The organism is Acinetobacter sp. GSS19 (assembly GCF_028621895.1).
Lineage (GTDB): Bacteria > Pseudomonadota > Gammaproteobacteria > Pseudomonadales > Moraxellaceae > Acinetobacter.
In genome coordinates this window covers 1,246,366-1,261,434 of sequence record NZ_CP117520.1, presented here as the reverse complement: position 1 = coordinate 1,261,434, position 15,069 = coordinate 1,246,366, and the positions used below count along the sequence as shown (strand labels likewise).

Genomic DNA, 15,069 nt, shown 5'->3' with positions numbered 1-15,069 from the left:
CAATGTTTAGTCCTGAAAAGCTCGAAGAAGCTCGCCGATATATGTTCCATATGCTGACCAAAGTGGTTGAATTCGGTGGCTCAGATTTGTTCATCACTGCGGACTTTCCTCCGAGTATCAAGCATCAGGGTTTAATGAAACAGGTCAGCCAGCAACCACTTGTTCCTGAACAGACCAAAATTTTTGCCTACAGCTTAATGAACGACAAACAGCGTCAAGAGTTTGAGCGTGATTTTGAATGTAACTTTGCGATTTCTGTTCCTGATGTTTCCCGTTTTCGTGTCAATGTGTTTATTCAGCAGCAGCATGTAGGAATGGTTATTCGTACCATTACGGCAGATATTCCAAAATTTGAAAGTTTGAAACTACCAGAAGTGTTAAAAGACATCATCATGACCAAGCGTGGTCTGGTTCTGATGGTAGGTGGAACGGGATCGGGTAAATCTACATCTCTGGCGGCCATGATTGACCACCGCAATGAAAATTCTGCAGGGCATATCATTACTGTAGAAGATCCAGTGGAATATGTACACAAGCATAAAAAGTCCATGATTACACATCGTGAAGTGGGCGTGGATTGTCACTCTTGGCACAATGCCCTGAAAAACACCCTGCGTCAGGCCCCTGATGTAATTCTAATTGGTGAGATTCGTGATACAGAAACCATGGAACATGCCATTGCCTTTGCGGAAACCGGTCACTTATGTCTTGCCACCTTGCACGCCAACAACGCCAACCAGGCTTTGGACCGTATTATCAACTTCTTCCCGGAAGAGCGCCGTAATCAGTTGTTGATGGATTTATCAGCCAATATGAAAGCGATTATTTCACAGCGTTTGATCCGCACCAAAGATGGTAAAGGACGTCGTGCGGCAGTGGAAATCATGATTAATACACCACTGATGTCGGAAAATATCCTGAAAGGCCAGTTCCACGTCCTCAAAGAAATTATGGCAAAATCACGTGAACTGGGTATGCAGACCTTTGACCAAGCTTTATTTGATTTGTACCAAAAAGATGCTATTACGGATGAGGAAGCGATCCGTAACGCAGACTCTGCCAATGCAGTCCGTTTACAGATCAAACTGAACAAGGATAACGTTGAGGATGATAGCCAACAAGCTGTCGATCCATTTGCCAGTCTGAGCATTATGCGTGATGAAGAAACTGAGCAGATTGAAAAGGTTTAGTCGCTGATTTGATCAGAAAAAGCATCAACTAAGTTGATGCTTTTTTATTATGGCTTCGGTTTAGGGGGGGGGATGAGAATGTCTCGTACATTACGAAGGATGAAGAAACAAGACTTTTCAAATCAATTTAACTGATATGATTAATCAGATATACCCAATGATAAAAAACATAATATATGGTTTTGCAAATCGTTTTACGTGATTTATCACGTAAAATAGCACCACTTTAGTGCTATTTTCTATCTCTCATGTCTGTTATTGCTGCACCATTAGAACGATCAAATGTATCGGTCTGGATTGCTTTATTTTTAATTCTTGCGGGTAGTGTTGCTACTTATCAAATCGTAGGTTTAAACCAAGCGCTCTTGTTCCTGATTGGCGGAGCATTAGGGATGACGCTCTATCATGCATCGTTTGGTTTCACTTCAAGCTGGCGGGTGTTTATTAAAGAACGTCGAGGGCGTGGGCTACGGGCACAAATGATCATGTTAGCGCTAGCCGTATTACTGTTTTTTCCTGCTCTGGGTGCTGGTGAGTTGTTTGGTCATCCGGTCAAAGGGAATGTAAATCCTGTTTCCATGTCTGTCATGATTGGTGCATTTATTTTTGGCATCGGTATGCAGTTGGGTGGTGGCTGTGCTTCAGGTACTTTATATACAGTTGGTGGGGGCAGCGCACGCATGTTGGTGACATTGCTGTTTTTCTGTATCGGCTCACTGATTGCTACTTCACATATTGACTGGTGGTTTAATCTACCCCATTTAGAACCGATCTCGCTCGTTAAAAGTTTTGGTGTCGTTCCAGCTTTAGCCTTGAGCTTCGCGATTTTTGCTTTGATTGCCTGGTTGAGTATTTATTTCGAAAAGAAACGTTATGGTAGTTTGGAAACTGAACCGCAAAATCAAGCTGAAGGTTGGACGCGTTTTCTACGTGGACCTTGGCCTTTAATTTGGGGCGGTGTTCTGCTTACATTACTCAACTTTGCAACGCTGGCTTTGGCTGGCCGTCCTTGGGGAGTGACCTCTGCGCTTGCGGTATGGGCTGCGAAACCAGCTGTGTTGTTGGGGCTGGATGTTTCGGGCTGGTCTTATTGGCAGCAACCGGGGAATGCGAAAGCTTTGGCGCAATCCTTATGGTTTGACATTACCTCGATGATGAATTTTGGCATCATGCTCGGTGCTTTATTGGCTGCAAGTTTGGCAGGTAAATTTGCACCAAATTTCAATATTCCAAAACGTTCTTTAATGGCGGCCATTGTGGGCGGTTTGTTGTTGGGTTACGGTGCGCGATTGGCCTATGGCTGTAATATTGGTGCTTATTTTAGCGGGATTGCTTCTGGCAGTTTGCATGGCTGGCTCTGGTTGGTATTTGCATTTATCGGTAATAGTGTTGGCGTAAAATTACGTCCAACTTTCTTTCCCGATGAAAAACCGCAGCCCGAAAAATTGACAGGTTGTTAAGCAAAAAGCCTATCTTAATGAGATAGGCTTTTTTATTGCATTGCTTTGATCTTGCTAAAGATGAAACCTGTGTTTATCAATCAAGCGAGTGTTTTTTGTTGATCCACCACAAATTTATAGAACAATAGACTGCCTAGTGTTAGTCCGGCACAGAGCAGGTACATCACTTCATAGTCAAACTTTGCAATCACTAATCCGAGTAGAATTGAACCTAAGGCAATCCCGGTATCGTAACAGGTAAAGAAAGTCGAGGTGCTATGCCCAATACGATTTTTTGGGGAACGTTGAATGGCCAGGGTTTGCAGACACGGTTGTACAGAACCAAAACCCACACCGACTAAAATGGCACTGATCAATAAGCCCGTGAGCGTTTCCATCTGACTGAGAATCGCTAGCCCAATCGCAAAAAAAACCATAGAAGGATAAACGATCAGATTGGGACCTTTGCGATCATACAACCGTCCGGTGAAAGGCCGCACACTGATCATTGAAATGGCAAACACCAAGAAGAACAAACCGGCATAACTCAATAAATGCTTGGATTCGGCAAAAGTTGAGATGAAAGCCATAATACTGGAATAGCTAAAACCCGCAAACAGCACCATCAATGAAGCCGGAAGCGCACGCTTTTCTACAAAATCGTGGATAGACAGCTGTTCTTTTGTTACTTGCTCTCGTTTAGGTGTTTCTTTAATCGGGATCATCAGACAGCAGACAAAGCCTAAACAGATCACAACAGCAAGTAATAAGGTAAGGGTTGAGTAGCCAAGTAGACTAATAAAACTCAAGCCTAGTAATGGTCCCAACACCAATCCTAAATTAATCGACATGACGAAGTATCCCATGCCTTCGCCTTTGCGTTGTTCAGGGATATAGTCATTGGCGATCGGGACACACACTGTAGTTAGAATACTGAACCAGATCCCATGCAGAAAGCGGATAATCAGTAGTGTGGTCAGGTCATCTGCCAGCAAATAGATAAAAGCAAAAAGACAGAAAGCGAGCTCAGAAACAAAAAAGGTTTTTTTCTTGCCGAATTTTTCAATGATCAGACCACTGAACGGGCGAACGGCAATTGAGGAAGCCATAAATAAAGTCATGGCTAGGCCGGCTTGGGCAATGCTTCCACCGAGCTCATTCACAATATAGACCGGCAGAATGGCGGTCTGGGCAAAGTAAAAAATGAAGAGGAACATATTATTGAGCAAACAGAATAGAAAAAATCTATTCCATAACCGAGCATCAGCTGGAGTGTTCATGATTGACCTTTAATGTAGAGAACCGCATGAACAGGTCGACTTATTGTGTATAAGAAAGAAGTGTTGCTGAGGTGAAGAGGTTTTTATTTTATTTTTATCAGGTGCAACAACAATAAGAACGTCCGCCATGTCTAAGACTTTAGTATAAATTTTGCTGTGTGAAAAATAAAGTTTCTTATAACTATCGAATCATAAGAAAATCACGCCGATTCAAGGAAGGATCATCGGTAGACGGATGATGCAGAGCAGCCCAGCCAAATAAAAACACCCTTCGATTTGGATCATAAATCCGCCACTCAGGGTGTTATTTAAATCGATTTAATTCTTTTGTGTACCGCTTAATTTAATTTTTCGTGCTGCATACTTTCACGGTAGTATTGGCAACCTTTATACAGCAAGAATACGCCCAGCACACCTGCAACGGCATTCACAATCGAAATTGAATTGCCGACCAACAAGGTGTTTTGGAAATACTTATCCGTAATCAGGGCAACTGCGGTTGTTCCGACACCAAGAGCGATCAGGTTAGAGATCAGCAGGAATTTTGCAGACACCTGAGCACGTAACTGGTTTGGTGTCAGCATTTGTGTTGCTGCAGCTGATGCTGGAATCGGGAAGGTTGAGAAGAACATCGCCACAAAGATCAAGGCAAATGACAGCTGCATATTATCGACTTGCGTAAACAAGACACTCGGAATAATCAGGGCTGCACAACCAATCATCCCGCTACGGATCGCAGCATCGCTATAACCTTTTTTCGAGAAGAAGTCGATGAGCCAGCCACAGAATAATGCACCTGAAGTGTTTGCCACCAGAATAATAGTACCCAAGATATAACCTGTTTCACTCGCGGTTAAGCCAAAATGGCGCATGTAGTAGGCCGGTGCCCACCCCAGTAGTGAATACAGCATCATGGTATAGAAAGAAAAACCGATGAAGTGGCAGAAAAAAGTCTTTTTATGGGTTTTGATAAAGGCGATCGAGTTGGCGAATGAGGCTTTAACGACAACTCCGTCCTGACCCATTTTCAAACCTTTACGGGTGGGTTCTTTGATGGTCAGAATCATCACCAGCGCTAGTAAAACACCCGGTAAACCGACAATCATAAAGGTAAGTTGCCAGGTTTTCACTTGACCAATGACCGGTAGGATAATTTGATCCACATCTTTCAGTAAACCGATGACATAACCGCCGATTAAAAATGCCAGACCCGAACCAATGAATGCACCAATCGCATACAGACCTAAGGCACGGCCTAATTTTTCTTTCGGGAATAAATCCGCCACGATGGAATAAAATGCCGGGGATAATGCTGCTTCACCTGCACCCACACCTAAACGAGCCAGGAACATTTGAATAAAGTTCTTGCTTAAGCCACAAGCTGCAGTGGCAAAACTCCAGAAAGCAATACCGACAGCGATAATTTTAACGCGTGATTTTTTGTCAGCCAGTGCTGCAATTGGCACGCCCATAAAGGCATAAAACAGGGAAAATGCCAAACCTTGTAACAAGCTGAATTGCGTGTCACTGAGCATCAAATCATGTTTAATCGGTTCAATCATCAGTGACAGAATCTGGCGGTCTACAAAAGACAGGATGTAGGCCACCATACAGATCACCACCACATACCACTGATATGAGCTGGTTTTATTTGCAGTCATTTCTGCTGGTGTAGTAATGGCTTGATCGGCAGAGGCTGCTTGCTCAAAAGTTGTTATTTCAGATGGGGTGTTCCTTTCAACCACATCTATTTCTAGGGTTTTATCATTCATCATTCATCTTCCTGTGATGAGTATGTGGAATTATGATACTTTTGTTTTTAATATTTGTTTTTCAATGTATCGTCTTTATCTAATGTAGGCATTAAATTTTCGATCGTCAATAAAAATATCAAAAAATGACACGATATTTTTTTTAATAATAAAAAAAGGAATCAAAAGATTCCTTTTTAGAGGTGGGTTCAGTTAAGCTGTGCGTTCAACCAGTGTCAAAATATCGTAGGTAGCCACCAACTGGTCATGCTGATTTTTCACTTTGATGTCCCACACCACCACACCATGCGGTTTTTGTGTTGGATCTTTCAGCTGTTTTGGCGTTTTCTGCTTGCAGGTGAGTTCAACCTGAATGGTATCGCCAATTTTCACCGGTTCAACGAAGCGCAGGTTGTCCATACCATAGTTAGCAATCACCGGACCTTGCGCTGCATCGACAAACAGACCAGCTGCTGCTGAAACCACAAAATAGCCATGCGCGACGCGCTCACCAAACAGTGATTCTGCCGCAGCAATCTTGTCCATATGGGCGTAGAAATAATCACCACTCAAACCGGCAAAATTCACCACATCGGATTCGGTAATGGTTCGGCGTGCAGTCAGCAGGCGTTCACCAACGCGCAATTCATCAAAAGACTTTTTAAACGGATGCACGCGATCTTCAAAAACCTGTGAACCGGCTGTCCAGCTATGGCCTACTTGGGTCAGGGCATCTGGAGAACCTTGAATGGCAGTGCGTTGCATATAGTGTTTTACCGCACGCAGTCCACCGAGCTCTTCACCCCCACCGGCACGACCCGGACCACCATGCACCAGATAGGGCAATGGCGAGCCATGTCCAGTACTTTCTTTGGCGCTTTTCGCATCGAGAATATGCAGACGTCCGTGCCATGGTGCAATCTTGGCAATAATCGCTTCAATATTTTCCTCTGGATGGCGTACGATGGAGGCCACCAAGCTGCCTTCACCACGCGCGACCAAGACCGCCAACTCTTGTACATCCTGATAGGGCATCAAGGTCGCTACTGGGCCAAAGGCTTCAACTTGATGAATATTTTGTGCAGTCGTCGGTTGCTTGCAGACCAGTAAGGTCGGCGGATAAAAGGCGCCGCGTTCGGCTTGGTCTGCCTGAATTGTGAAATCGTGGCGTAAATGACTACCTAATACAATTTCTGCTTCTTGGCTCAGCTGTTCGACTTTGCTGGCGACATCCTGTTTTTGTTTTACGCTGGCCAGTGCACCCATGGTGACCTGTTCCCATTCAGGATTACCCACCACCACTTTCTGTAATTTGGTTACTAAACGGCTTTGTACGGTTTCCAGTAATTCTGCCGGAACGAAGGCACGGCGGATTGCGGTACATTTCTGGCCCGCTTTGGTGGTCATTTCACGGAAGACTTCACGCACAAACAGGTCAATGGTTTCGTCATCGGCTTGCGGAGTGAGAATGGCGCTATTCACGGAATCCGCTTCCATACTAAACGGAATGGAATATTGGTTCAGGTGAGGATGTGCACGCAATTTTTGCCCAGTTGATGCCGAACCAGTAAACGTAACTGTGTCTTGTGGCCCTAGATAATTAAATAAATCATAGGTCTGACCACAGATGAGTTGTAAGGCACCCTCAGGCAAGAAACCACTCTCATGAATATCTTTAACCACTGCGTGTGTGAGCTCAGCGCCTTCGGTCGCCGGTTTGACAATGCACGGGACACCGGCCAAAAGTGTCGGTGCGATTTTTTCCAGCATGCCCCAAATCGGGAAGTTAAATGCATTGATATGAACGGCAACGCCGGCTTTGGCGGTTAGAATATGTTTGGCACCAAAAGTTCCATACTTGGATAATGGAATCCAGCTGTCTTCAACCAGGGCGGTTTCATCGCTCAATTCACGACGTACCAGACTTGAATAAGCAAACAGAGTCGCGATCCCGCCTTCAATATCAATCCAGGCATCCTTACGGGTACAGCCAGTGGCTTTTGCCAATTCATAATACTGTTCTTTACGTTCAAGCAGATATTGCGCGACCTGTTTCAATGCATTGGCACGCTGATGGAAGGTCCATGAGGCGATGTTTGCACCATGCTGTTTGGCATAGTCCACGACTGCTTGCATATTTAAGCCATGACTGCTGACCTGGTAAATCGGCTCATCCGTGATGGCATGATAAACCGTACGCAAATCCTGCTGAGCTGTATGCGACTGACCACATACCAGTGAGCTTAACACTTTGACACCATGGCTTGAACTGTGGGTTGTACCTTGACTATCCATAGTGGTGTTTGAGCCTGTTTCTAACTCCAACATGATAAAACTCCTTTTATGATACGTTTTCATGTTAATTTTAATTTTTACGTTTCATAATTTGTGTGTAAAAAAGCGAATTGTCAATCAGGTCGGCACTAAAAAAATCATTTCTAAAAATATATAAAAAATAAAAATTTTAAAAAACAATATCTTAAATAAAATGATTCAATATTTTTAATTGATACTAAAAAATATGTATTGATTTTAAATTTGTATCGTTTTAATTTTGAGGCATAAACACTTTGGATGAGTGAGGAAAAAATGAAAAATCATGTGGAAGATTTTGACCGTGCGATCGCACAAGACATTTCAATTGAGCCTAAAGACTGGATGCCAGAGGCTTACCGCAAGACCCTGATTCGCCAGATCGGCCAGCATGCTCATTCAGAAGTGATCGGGATGTTACCGGAAGGCAACTGGATTACCCGTGCACCAACCTTGAAGCGTAAAGCGGTTTTATTGGCCAAAGTACAAGATGAAGCGGGTCATGCCTTGTATCTGTACAGTGCGGCAGAAACCTTGGGGGCAGACCGTGATGACATGATGGATAAATTGATTGCCGGTCGCATGAAATATTCTTCCATCTTTAACTATCCAACTTTGACCTGGGCCGATATTGCTGCGATTGGCTGGTTGGTCGATGGTGCAGCGATCGTCAATCAGGTGGCGTTATGCCGTACTTCTTATGGTCCGTATGCACGAGCGATGGTGCGTATCTGTAAAGAAGAGAGTTTCCATCAACGTCAAGGTTTTGAAGCCATGATGGAACTGGCACAAGGGACACCGGAACAAAAACAGATGGCACAAGATGCAGTGAACCGTTTCTGGTGGCCAGCGCTGATGATGTTTGGCCCGAGTGATGACAATTCACCAAACAGTGAACAAAGCATGGCCTGGAAGATCAAGCGTTTCAGTAACGATGAGCTGCGCCAGAAATTTGTCGACAACACGGTGCCACAAATTTTGCATCTTGGCCTGACAGTACCAGATCCAGATTTACGTTTTAACCAGGAAACTGGCCATTATGAATTTGGCGCAGTGAACTGGGATGAATTCTTTAACGTGATTGCCGGTAAAGGCCCATGTAACCACGAGCGGATCGAAGCACGCCGTAATGCATGGGAAGGCGGTAAATGGGTGCGTGATTCAGCAGCAGCCTATGCCAAAAAACAGCAAGCCCAACAGCAAGATAAAAAAGTGGCTTAACGCCAACATTTAAAAATGAGTAAAAAAGGGAAGGATAACGTCATGGACAATAAAAACAACTGGTCACTATATGAAGTATTTGTACGCAGCAAACAGGGTTTAAGCCACCGCCATGTCGGCAGCCTGCGTGCGCCGGATGCGGAAATTGCGCTGCAAAACGCACGCGATGTGTACACTCGCCGTAATGAAGGTGTCAGCATCTGGGTGGTGAAATCTGAGCTGATTACCTCTTCACAACCAGATGAAAAATCAGAATTTTTCGATCCTTCTTTGGACAAGGTTTACCGTCATCCAACCTTCTACCATATTCCAGACGGCATTGAGCACATGTAAGGGGACGGATCATGACAAATCAAGCATTAGCGCAGTTCCTGTTGCATATTGGCGATAGCCAGCTGGTTTTATCACATCGTCTGGCAGAATGGTGCGGCCATGCACCTGAACTGGAATTGGATATTGCCTTGGCCAATATTGGTCTGGATTTATTGGGGCAAGCGCGTACAGCGTTGAGCCTGGCAGGTCAGGTGGAAGGTCTTGGCCGTGATGAAGACAAATTGGCGTATTTCCGCACTGAGCGTGAATATCGCAATTTATTATTGGCTGAGCAACCAAACGGCGATTTTGCACAAACCATCGTACGTCAATGGTTGATGGATCATCACAATGCCTTGCTGTTGAATGCACTCACGCAGAGCCAACATGCTGAAGTGGCTGCATTTGCGGTGAAATCTCTCAAAGAAGTGAAATATCACCTGCGTTTTTCGACGGCCTGGATGGAGCGTCTCAGCCTGGGAACTGCAGAAGCACACGAGAAAATCCAGAAAGGGTTGAACAACCTGTGGCGCTTTACCGAAGAATTGTTCGTCTTAACGGCGGATGAAAAGCAGTTGGTAGCGCAAGGCATCTTGCCCGATGTTGAAGCCTTAAAAGCACAGTGGGATACACAGATCGCAAGCGAGCTAGAGCGTTTTGCACTCACCGTTCCAGAAACTGGCGCTTACCGCAGTGGCGCGAAACAGGGGCTGCATACCGAGCATTTGGGTTACATCCTCGCGGACTTGCAGTACATGCAGCGCGCCTATCCGAACGCAATCTGGTAATACGCTGTAACGACAAGGAGTGAGTCGCATGAATTTAATCAAACACTGTGTTGATCAATGCTGGGAAGTTCTACAGCAAGTATCAGATCCTGAAATTCCGGTGCTGTCGGTACTTGATCTGGGCATGATTCGTGGGGTTGAGCTGAATCAGCACGACGAGATTATTGTGCGACTTACGCCAACCTACAGTGGTTGTCCCGCGACAGACCTGCTTAAGGATGAAATTACCCAAGCCCTGACTGCACAAGGCCTGACACCGGTCAAAGTGGTCGTGGATCTGTCCGAAGCCTGGACTACTGACTGGATGAGCGAAGCTGGAAAAACCAAGTTACAACAATATGGCATTGCACCACCCAAAGGTGAGGCTCACAGCTGCGGAACGCATGTTGCACTCACTGATGGCATCCAGTGTCCGCACTGTCAGAGCCAGCACACCAAACTATTAAGCGAATTCAGTTCGACCGCATGTAAAGCCTTATACAAATGCCAAGACTGCCTAGAACCATTCGACTATTTCAAATGTATCTAAAAGCAAAAAACCGAATAGTCGAGCCAGAGAGGGATTTTCACATGAGCCAATTTGTACCATTAACCATTAAATCAATTAGTCCGCAAACCGAGCAGGCGATCTGTATTGCCTTTAATGTTGAACAAGAACAACAGGCAACGTTTCACTATCAGCCAGGTCAGCATCTCACCATTCGACATTTGACTGAACAGGGTGAAATCCGCCGCTGTTATTCGATCTGTAGCGATCAGCGTGAAGATCTCAGTATTGCCATTAAAAAAATTGAAAACGGTCAGTTTTCAACTTGGGCCAATGAACACTTAAAAGCCGGTGACGTGCTGGAAGTGATGCCGCCACAAGGGGTGTTTTTCCAGAAAGCCGCAAAACAGGGTGGAAAAAACTATCTCGGATTTGCGGCAGGTAGTGGCATTACGCCAATTCTATCGATCGTGAAATCGGTGCTGTTCCAGCAGCCTGAAGCCATTTTTACCTTGGTGTATGGCAACCGTTCCTGGAAGCAGACCATGTTTTCCGAGGAAATTCTGGATTTGAAAGACCGCTTTAAAGAGCGTTTCCAGCTGATCAATATTTTCTCGCGTGAATTAAACGACAGTGCGGTATTCAATGGCCGTATTGATGCAGAAAAATTGCAGCAACTGTTCCAGGCAGATTTACTGGATCAGGATTTTGATCACTGTTTTGCCTGTGGCCCGGAAGAAATGATGCAAGCCGTGGAAACGGTTTTGCCGGAAATGGGAATTGCACGCAGCAAAATCCATACGGAGCGTTTTAATACCGGTGCAGCGCCAAAAGCAACCGCACAACAGATTGAAAACCGCAGCGAAGAAAAAGTCCATGTGATTCTGGATGGCCGTGAGCTGGTCGTAGAAGTCTCGAAACAAGATGACAGTATTCTGGATGCCGCGTTACGTGCCGGTGCAGACCTGCCTTATGCCTGTAAAGGTGGCGTATGTGCGACCTGTAAATGCAAGGTGCTACAGGGTGAAGTCGAGATGGCTATCAATTACAGCCTGGAGCAGGATGAAATTGAAAAAGGCTATGTGCTCAGCTGTCAGTCACGCCCAGTCAGCTCGGATGTCCGTTTGAGTTTTGATGAATAACACGTGGATCAGCAAGGAATCATGTCATGGATTACATCAAAACCTCGGCACCCCAAGACGGTGTGGTGCTGATTGAGCTAAACCGGCCGGAAAAACGTAATGCGCTGAACAATGCCACGCTTAAACAGTTGGCGGATACTTTGGCACAGCTCGATGGCGATGTCACAGTAAAAACCGTGGTCATTACTGGCAACGAGCAGTGTTTCGCCGCAGGTGCCGACCTGAATGAACTGGCACAACTTGATGTGGTGTCAATCCAGCAGGATCAGCGCCCCTTGCTGTGGAAGCGTATTGATGAATTTTCCAAGCCCCTGATTATGGCGGTAAATGGTTATGCCTTTGGGGCCGGTTTTGAACTGGCACTGCATGGCGACATCGTGATCAGCGGTGAAAATGCCCAATTTGCACTGCCGGAGATTGGCCTGGGCATGCTGCCAGGTGCCGGGGGAACCCAACGTCTTGCACGTCTGGTCGGCCAGCAACTGGCGATGCGCTGGGCCATGACTGGTGAAATGATTCCTGCTCGTGTGGCCTTACAACACGGCATTAGTAGTCAGATTTGTCCAACTGGATTGACCGTGCAGTATGCGCTTGAACTGGCGGCTAAGATTGCCAAACAGGCACCGTTGGCGATCAAAGTGATCAAACAGTCATTGAAATCAATTCATGAAGTGACACTCAGTCAGGGCCTGAAGCTTGAACGTCAGCATTTCGTCTGGCTGGCTGCAACGCAAGATCGTCAAGAAGGCATCAATGCCTTTTTAGAAAAAAGAAAACCGGAATTTAGAGGTGTGTAATGGATTACCAAACAATTATCGTTGAAGAAAAAAATGCGGTGGGCTGCTTAACTTTTAACCGTCCGAAACAGCTCAACAGTTTTAATGAGACTATGCATCAGGAAGTCTCAAAAGTGCTGAAAGCTTGGGCTAAAGACCAGAATATCCGTGCCGTGGTGATTTCGGCGGAAGGTCGCGGTTTTTGTGCCGGCCAGGATTTGAATGATCGCGTGGTTGATCCGAATGCCGATGCGCCTGATTTAGGTTTGTCGATCGAAAAATATTACAACCCGCTGATTAAACTGATTACTGAAATGCCAAAACCGGTGGTTTGTGCCGTAAATGGCGTGGCGGCCGGTGCGGGTGCCAATATTGCCTTGGCCTGTGACATTGTATTGGCGGCAAAATCCGCTTCCTTTATTCAGGCGTTTTGCCGCTTGGGTCTCGTACCGGATTCTGGCGGTACCTGGTTCCTGCCACGTTTGGTTGGTCGCGCACAAGCGATGGGAATGGCCATGCTCGGTGACAAGATCAGTGCAGAGCAGGCGCTTCAGCTGGGGATGATCTGGCAGGTGGTGGAAGATGACCAGCTCAAAGCCGAAGCAGAAAAAATGGGTGAACATTTGGCTAAGCAGCCAACTTATGGCTTGTCTCTGATCAAAAAAGCCATTCATGCCGCAGCGGACAATAACCTGGATGATCAGTTGATTCTAGAACGTGATTTACAACGCCTGGCAGGTCGCTCGCATGATTACCGTGAAGGTGTACAAGCCTTCATGCAGAAACGCACCCCTGATTATAAAGGATGCTAAGCCATGTCACACCTTAACTTGCAACAGGCCAAGGTGGCTGTGATTGGTGCGGGGACCATGGGAATTGGGATCGCACAATTGGCCGCCATGCATGGACACACCACGCAAATTTTTGACGCCGATGTCGAAAAAACTAAAACAACCGTTTCACAACTGACAGCCCAGCTGAGCAAACGTGTTCAGGCTGGGAAAATGACCCAAGAATTGCTGGTTCGTACCCTGGAAAATTTGTCGATTGTCAGCACGATTGAGCAACTCGCGGAGAGTGATCTTATCGTTGAAGCAATTGTCGAGAAGAAAGAAGTCAAACAGCAGCTCTTCCAAAAATTGGCCGAGCTTTGTTCAGAACAGACCATTTTAGCGTCCAATACCTCATCCATTTCGATTACGGCAATTGCTTCGGCAATTCCACATCCAGAGCGGGTGGTGGGATTACATTTCTTCAATCCCGCACCGGTAATGAAACTGGTCGAGATCATTTGCGGTTTGAAAACAGACCCTGCGATTGCTCAGGGATTAACCGAGCTTATGACTGCCTGGAAAAAAGTGCCGGTGATGGCGAAATCAACCCCCGGTTTTATTGTCAATCGTGTGGCGCGTCCGTATTATGCGGAAGCTTTTCGCGCCTTGCAGGAAAATGTCACGACACCGGAGCAACTGGATTTTATTATGCGCGAGTGTGGTGGTTTTGCCATGGGGCCGTGTGAACTCACTGACTTGATTGGTCAGGACATCAATTTTTCCGTGACGCAAAGTGTGTATCAGGAGTTCTTTTACGAACCGCGTTACCGTCCGTCTTTGGTACAAAAAGAATTGGTTGATGCCGGCTGTTATGGCCGTAAAAGCGGGCAGGGTTTTTACCGTTACGATTCGCAAGTCCCTGTGGCGCAATATCAGTTACCCGCAGTTCAGCCGCTTCAACAAAAAATCTCGGTGCTGATCAAAGGTGACTGGTCTAATCAGCCGGGATTGCTTCAACGGATCCAGCATGCTGAGTGGCTGGAAAGCCAGCATCAAGCTGCTGATCAGAATGAGATTCAGATTGGTGAGGTTGTACTACGCCTAACCCAAGGTGAATCTGTGCAGTTAAGCTATCCACAGCAGAAAATTGTGTTAATGGATTGGCATGCTAACTGGGAGAATGCCAAAGCGATCGCACTGGTGGCTTCGCCAGCTTGTACAGCGCAGGATCAGGCGCAGGTGACGGCATTCCTTCAGGGTATGAATATGATACCTATTTGGTCTAAAGATCATCCAGGGTTGTATGTTATCCGCAGTATCAGCATGTTGGTCAATGAAGGATGCGAGGCTGTATTGCATGGTATTGCATCAGAACAAGATATTGATTTAGCAATGAAATATGGGGTGAATTATCCAAAAGGTCCATTTGAATGGGCAACACAAATTGGTTATAACACTATTTTACAAGTTTTAGAAAATATGTATCATATTTATGCTGAAGAAAAGTATCGACCTAGTTTATATTTAAGACAGAAAGTTGCGCTAGGACAGTCGCAACTCACAAACAAAATACAATATCGCCAGGCTGGCTAAAGGA

Annotated in this window: 13 protein-coding genes; 10 read left to right on the top strand and 3 right to left on the bottom strand. The window is 45.7% G+C overall.

All coding sequences use genetic code 11. The features are described from left to right. Window positions 1–2 precede the first annotated feature (2 nt). Both PGW99_RS06045 and PGW99_RS06040 read left to right on the top strand, forming a co-directional pair. Window positions 3–1,190, top strand: coding sequence for a PilT/PilU family type 4a pilus ATPase (locus PGW99_RS06045; protein WP_273779336.1), 1,188 nt, complete (start codon window positions 3–5; stop codon window positions 1,188–1,190). Window positions 1,191–1,438: 248 nt separating this feature from the next. Next, complete coding sequence (locus tag PGW99_RS06040) at window positions 1,439–2,650, top strand: YeeE/YedE family protein (RefSeq protein ID WP_273779335.1); 1,212 nt, start codon at window positions 1,439–1,441, stop codon at window positions 2,648–2,650. Window positions 2,651–2,730: 80 nt separating this feature from the next. On the opposite strand, the gene PGW99_RS06035 is transcribed toward PGW99_RS06040, so the two are convergent. The 3 genes from PGW99_RS06035 to paaZ form a co-directional block, all read right to left on the bottom strand. Further along, a complete protein-coding gene (locus PGW99_RS06035) occupies window positions 2,731–3,909 on the bottom strand; it encodes an MFS transporter (RefSeq protein WP_273779334.1) in 1,179 nt (392 codons plus the stop codon). Between the two features lie 338 nt (window positions 3,910–4,247). Further along, window positions 4,248–5,684, bottom strand: coding sequence for a spinster family MFS transporter (locus tag PGW99_RS06030; protein ID WP_273779332.1), 1,437 nt, complete (start codon window positions 5,682–5,684; stop codon window positions 4,248–4,250). Between the two features lie 189 nt (window positions 5,685–5,873). Beyond that, window positions 5,874–7,988 carry a phenylacetic acid degradation bifunctional protein PaaZ gene (paaZ, locus tag PGW99_RS06025; protein WP_273779330.1) on the bottom strand — a complete coding sequence of 705 codons (2,115 nt, stop codon included), beginning with the start codon at window positions 7,986–7,988 and terminating at the stop codon, window positions 5,874–5,876. Window positions 7,989–8,249: 261 nt separating this feature from the next. Here paaZ and paaA point away from each other — a divergent pair, with 261 nt between their 5' ends. The 8 genes from paaA to PGW99_RS05985 are packed head-to-tail and all read left to right on the top strand — an operon-like array spanning window position 8,250 to window position 15,065. Then, window positions 8,250–9,194, top strand: a complete 945-nt coding sequence (paaA, locus tag PGW99_RS06020) for a 1,2-phenylacetyl-CoA epoxidase subunit PaaA (protein WP_273779329.1) — start codon at window positions 8,250–8,252, stop codon at window positions 9,192–9,194. 42 nt (window positions 9,195–9,236) lie between these two features. Next, window positions 9,237–9,527 carry a 1,2-phenylacetyl-CoA epoxidase subunit PaaB gene (paaB, locus tag PGW99_RS06015; RefSeq protein ID WP_273779327.1) on the top strand — a complete coding sequence of 97 codons (291 nt, stop codon included), beginning with the start codon at window positions 9,237–9,239 and terminating at the stop codon, window positions 9,525–9,527. Window positions 9,528–9,538: 11 nt separating this feature from the next. After that, window positions 9,539–10,294 carry a 1,2-phenylacetyl-CoA epoxidase subunit PaaC gene (gene paaC / locus PGW99_RS06010; RefSeq protein WP_273779326.1) on the top strand — a complete coding sequence of 252 codons (756 nt, stop codon included), beginning with the start codon at window positions 9,539–9,541 and terminating at the stop codon, window positions 10,292–10,294. Window positions 10,295–10,322: 28 nt separating this feature from the next. Beyond that, window positions 10,323–10,823: a 1,2-phenylacetyl-CoA epoxidase subunit PaaD gene (paaD, locus tag PGW99_RS06005; RefSeq protein WP_273779325.1), complete on the top strand. Its 501-nt coding sequence runs from the start codon at window positions 10,323–10,325 to the stop codon at window positions 10,821–10,823. A 41-nt stretch (window positions 10,824–10,864) separates the two neighbouring features. Then, window positions 10,865–11,923, top strand: a complete 1,059-nt coding sequence (gene paaE, locus PGW99_RS06000) for a 1,2-phenylacetyl-CoA epoxidase subunit PaaE (protein WP_273779323.1) — start codon at window positions 10,865–10,867, stop codon at window positions 11,921–11,923. A 26-nt stretch (window positions 11,924–11,949) separates the two neighbouring features. Further along, window positions 11,950–12,720, top strand: a complete 771-nt coding sequence (locus tag PGW99_RS05995; protein WP_273779321.1) for an enoyl-CoA hydratase-related protein — start codon at window positions 11,950–11,952, stop codon at window positions 12,718–12,720. Then, window positions 12,720–13,511 carry a 2-(1,2-epoxy-1,2-dihydrophenyl)acetyl-CoA isomerase PaaG gene (gene paaG / locus PGW99_RS05990; RefSeq protein WP_273779319.1) on the top strand — a complete coding sequence of 264 codons (792 nt, stop codon included), beginning with the start codon at window positions 12,720–12,722 and terminating at the stop codon, window positions 13,509–13,511. Before PGW99_RS05995 ends, paaG begins: the two co-directional genes overlap by 1 nt. Before the next feature lie 3 nt (window positions 13,512–13,514). Then, complete coding sequence (locus tag PGW99_RS05985) at window positions 13,515–15,065, top strand: 3-hydroxyacyl-CoA dehydrogenase (protein WP_273779317.1); 1,551 nt, start codon at window positions 13,515–13,517, stop codon at window positions 15,063–15,065. Window positions 15,066–15,069: the final 4 nt, after the last annotated feature.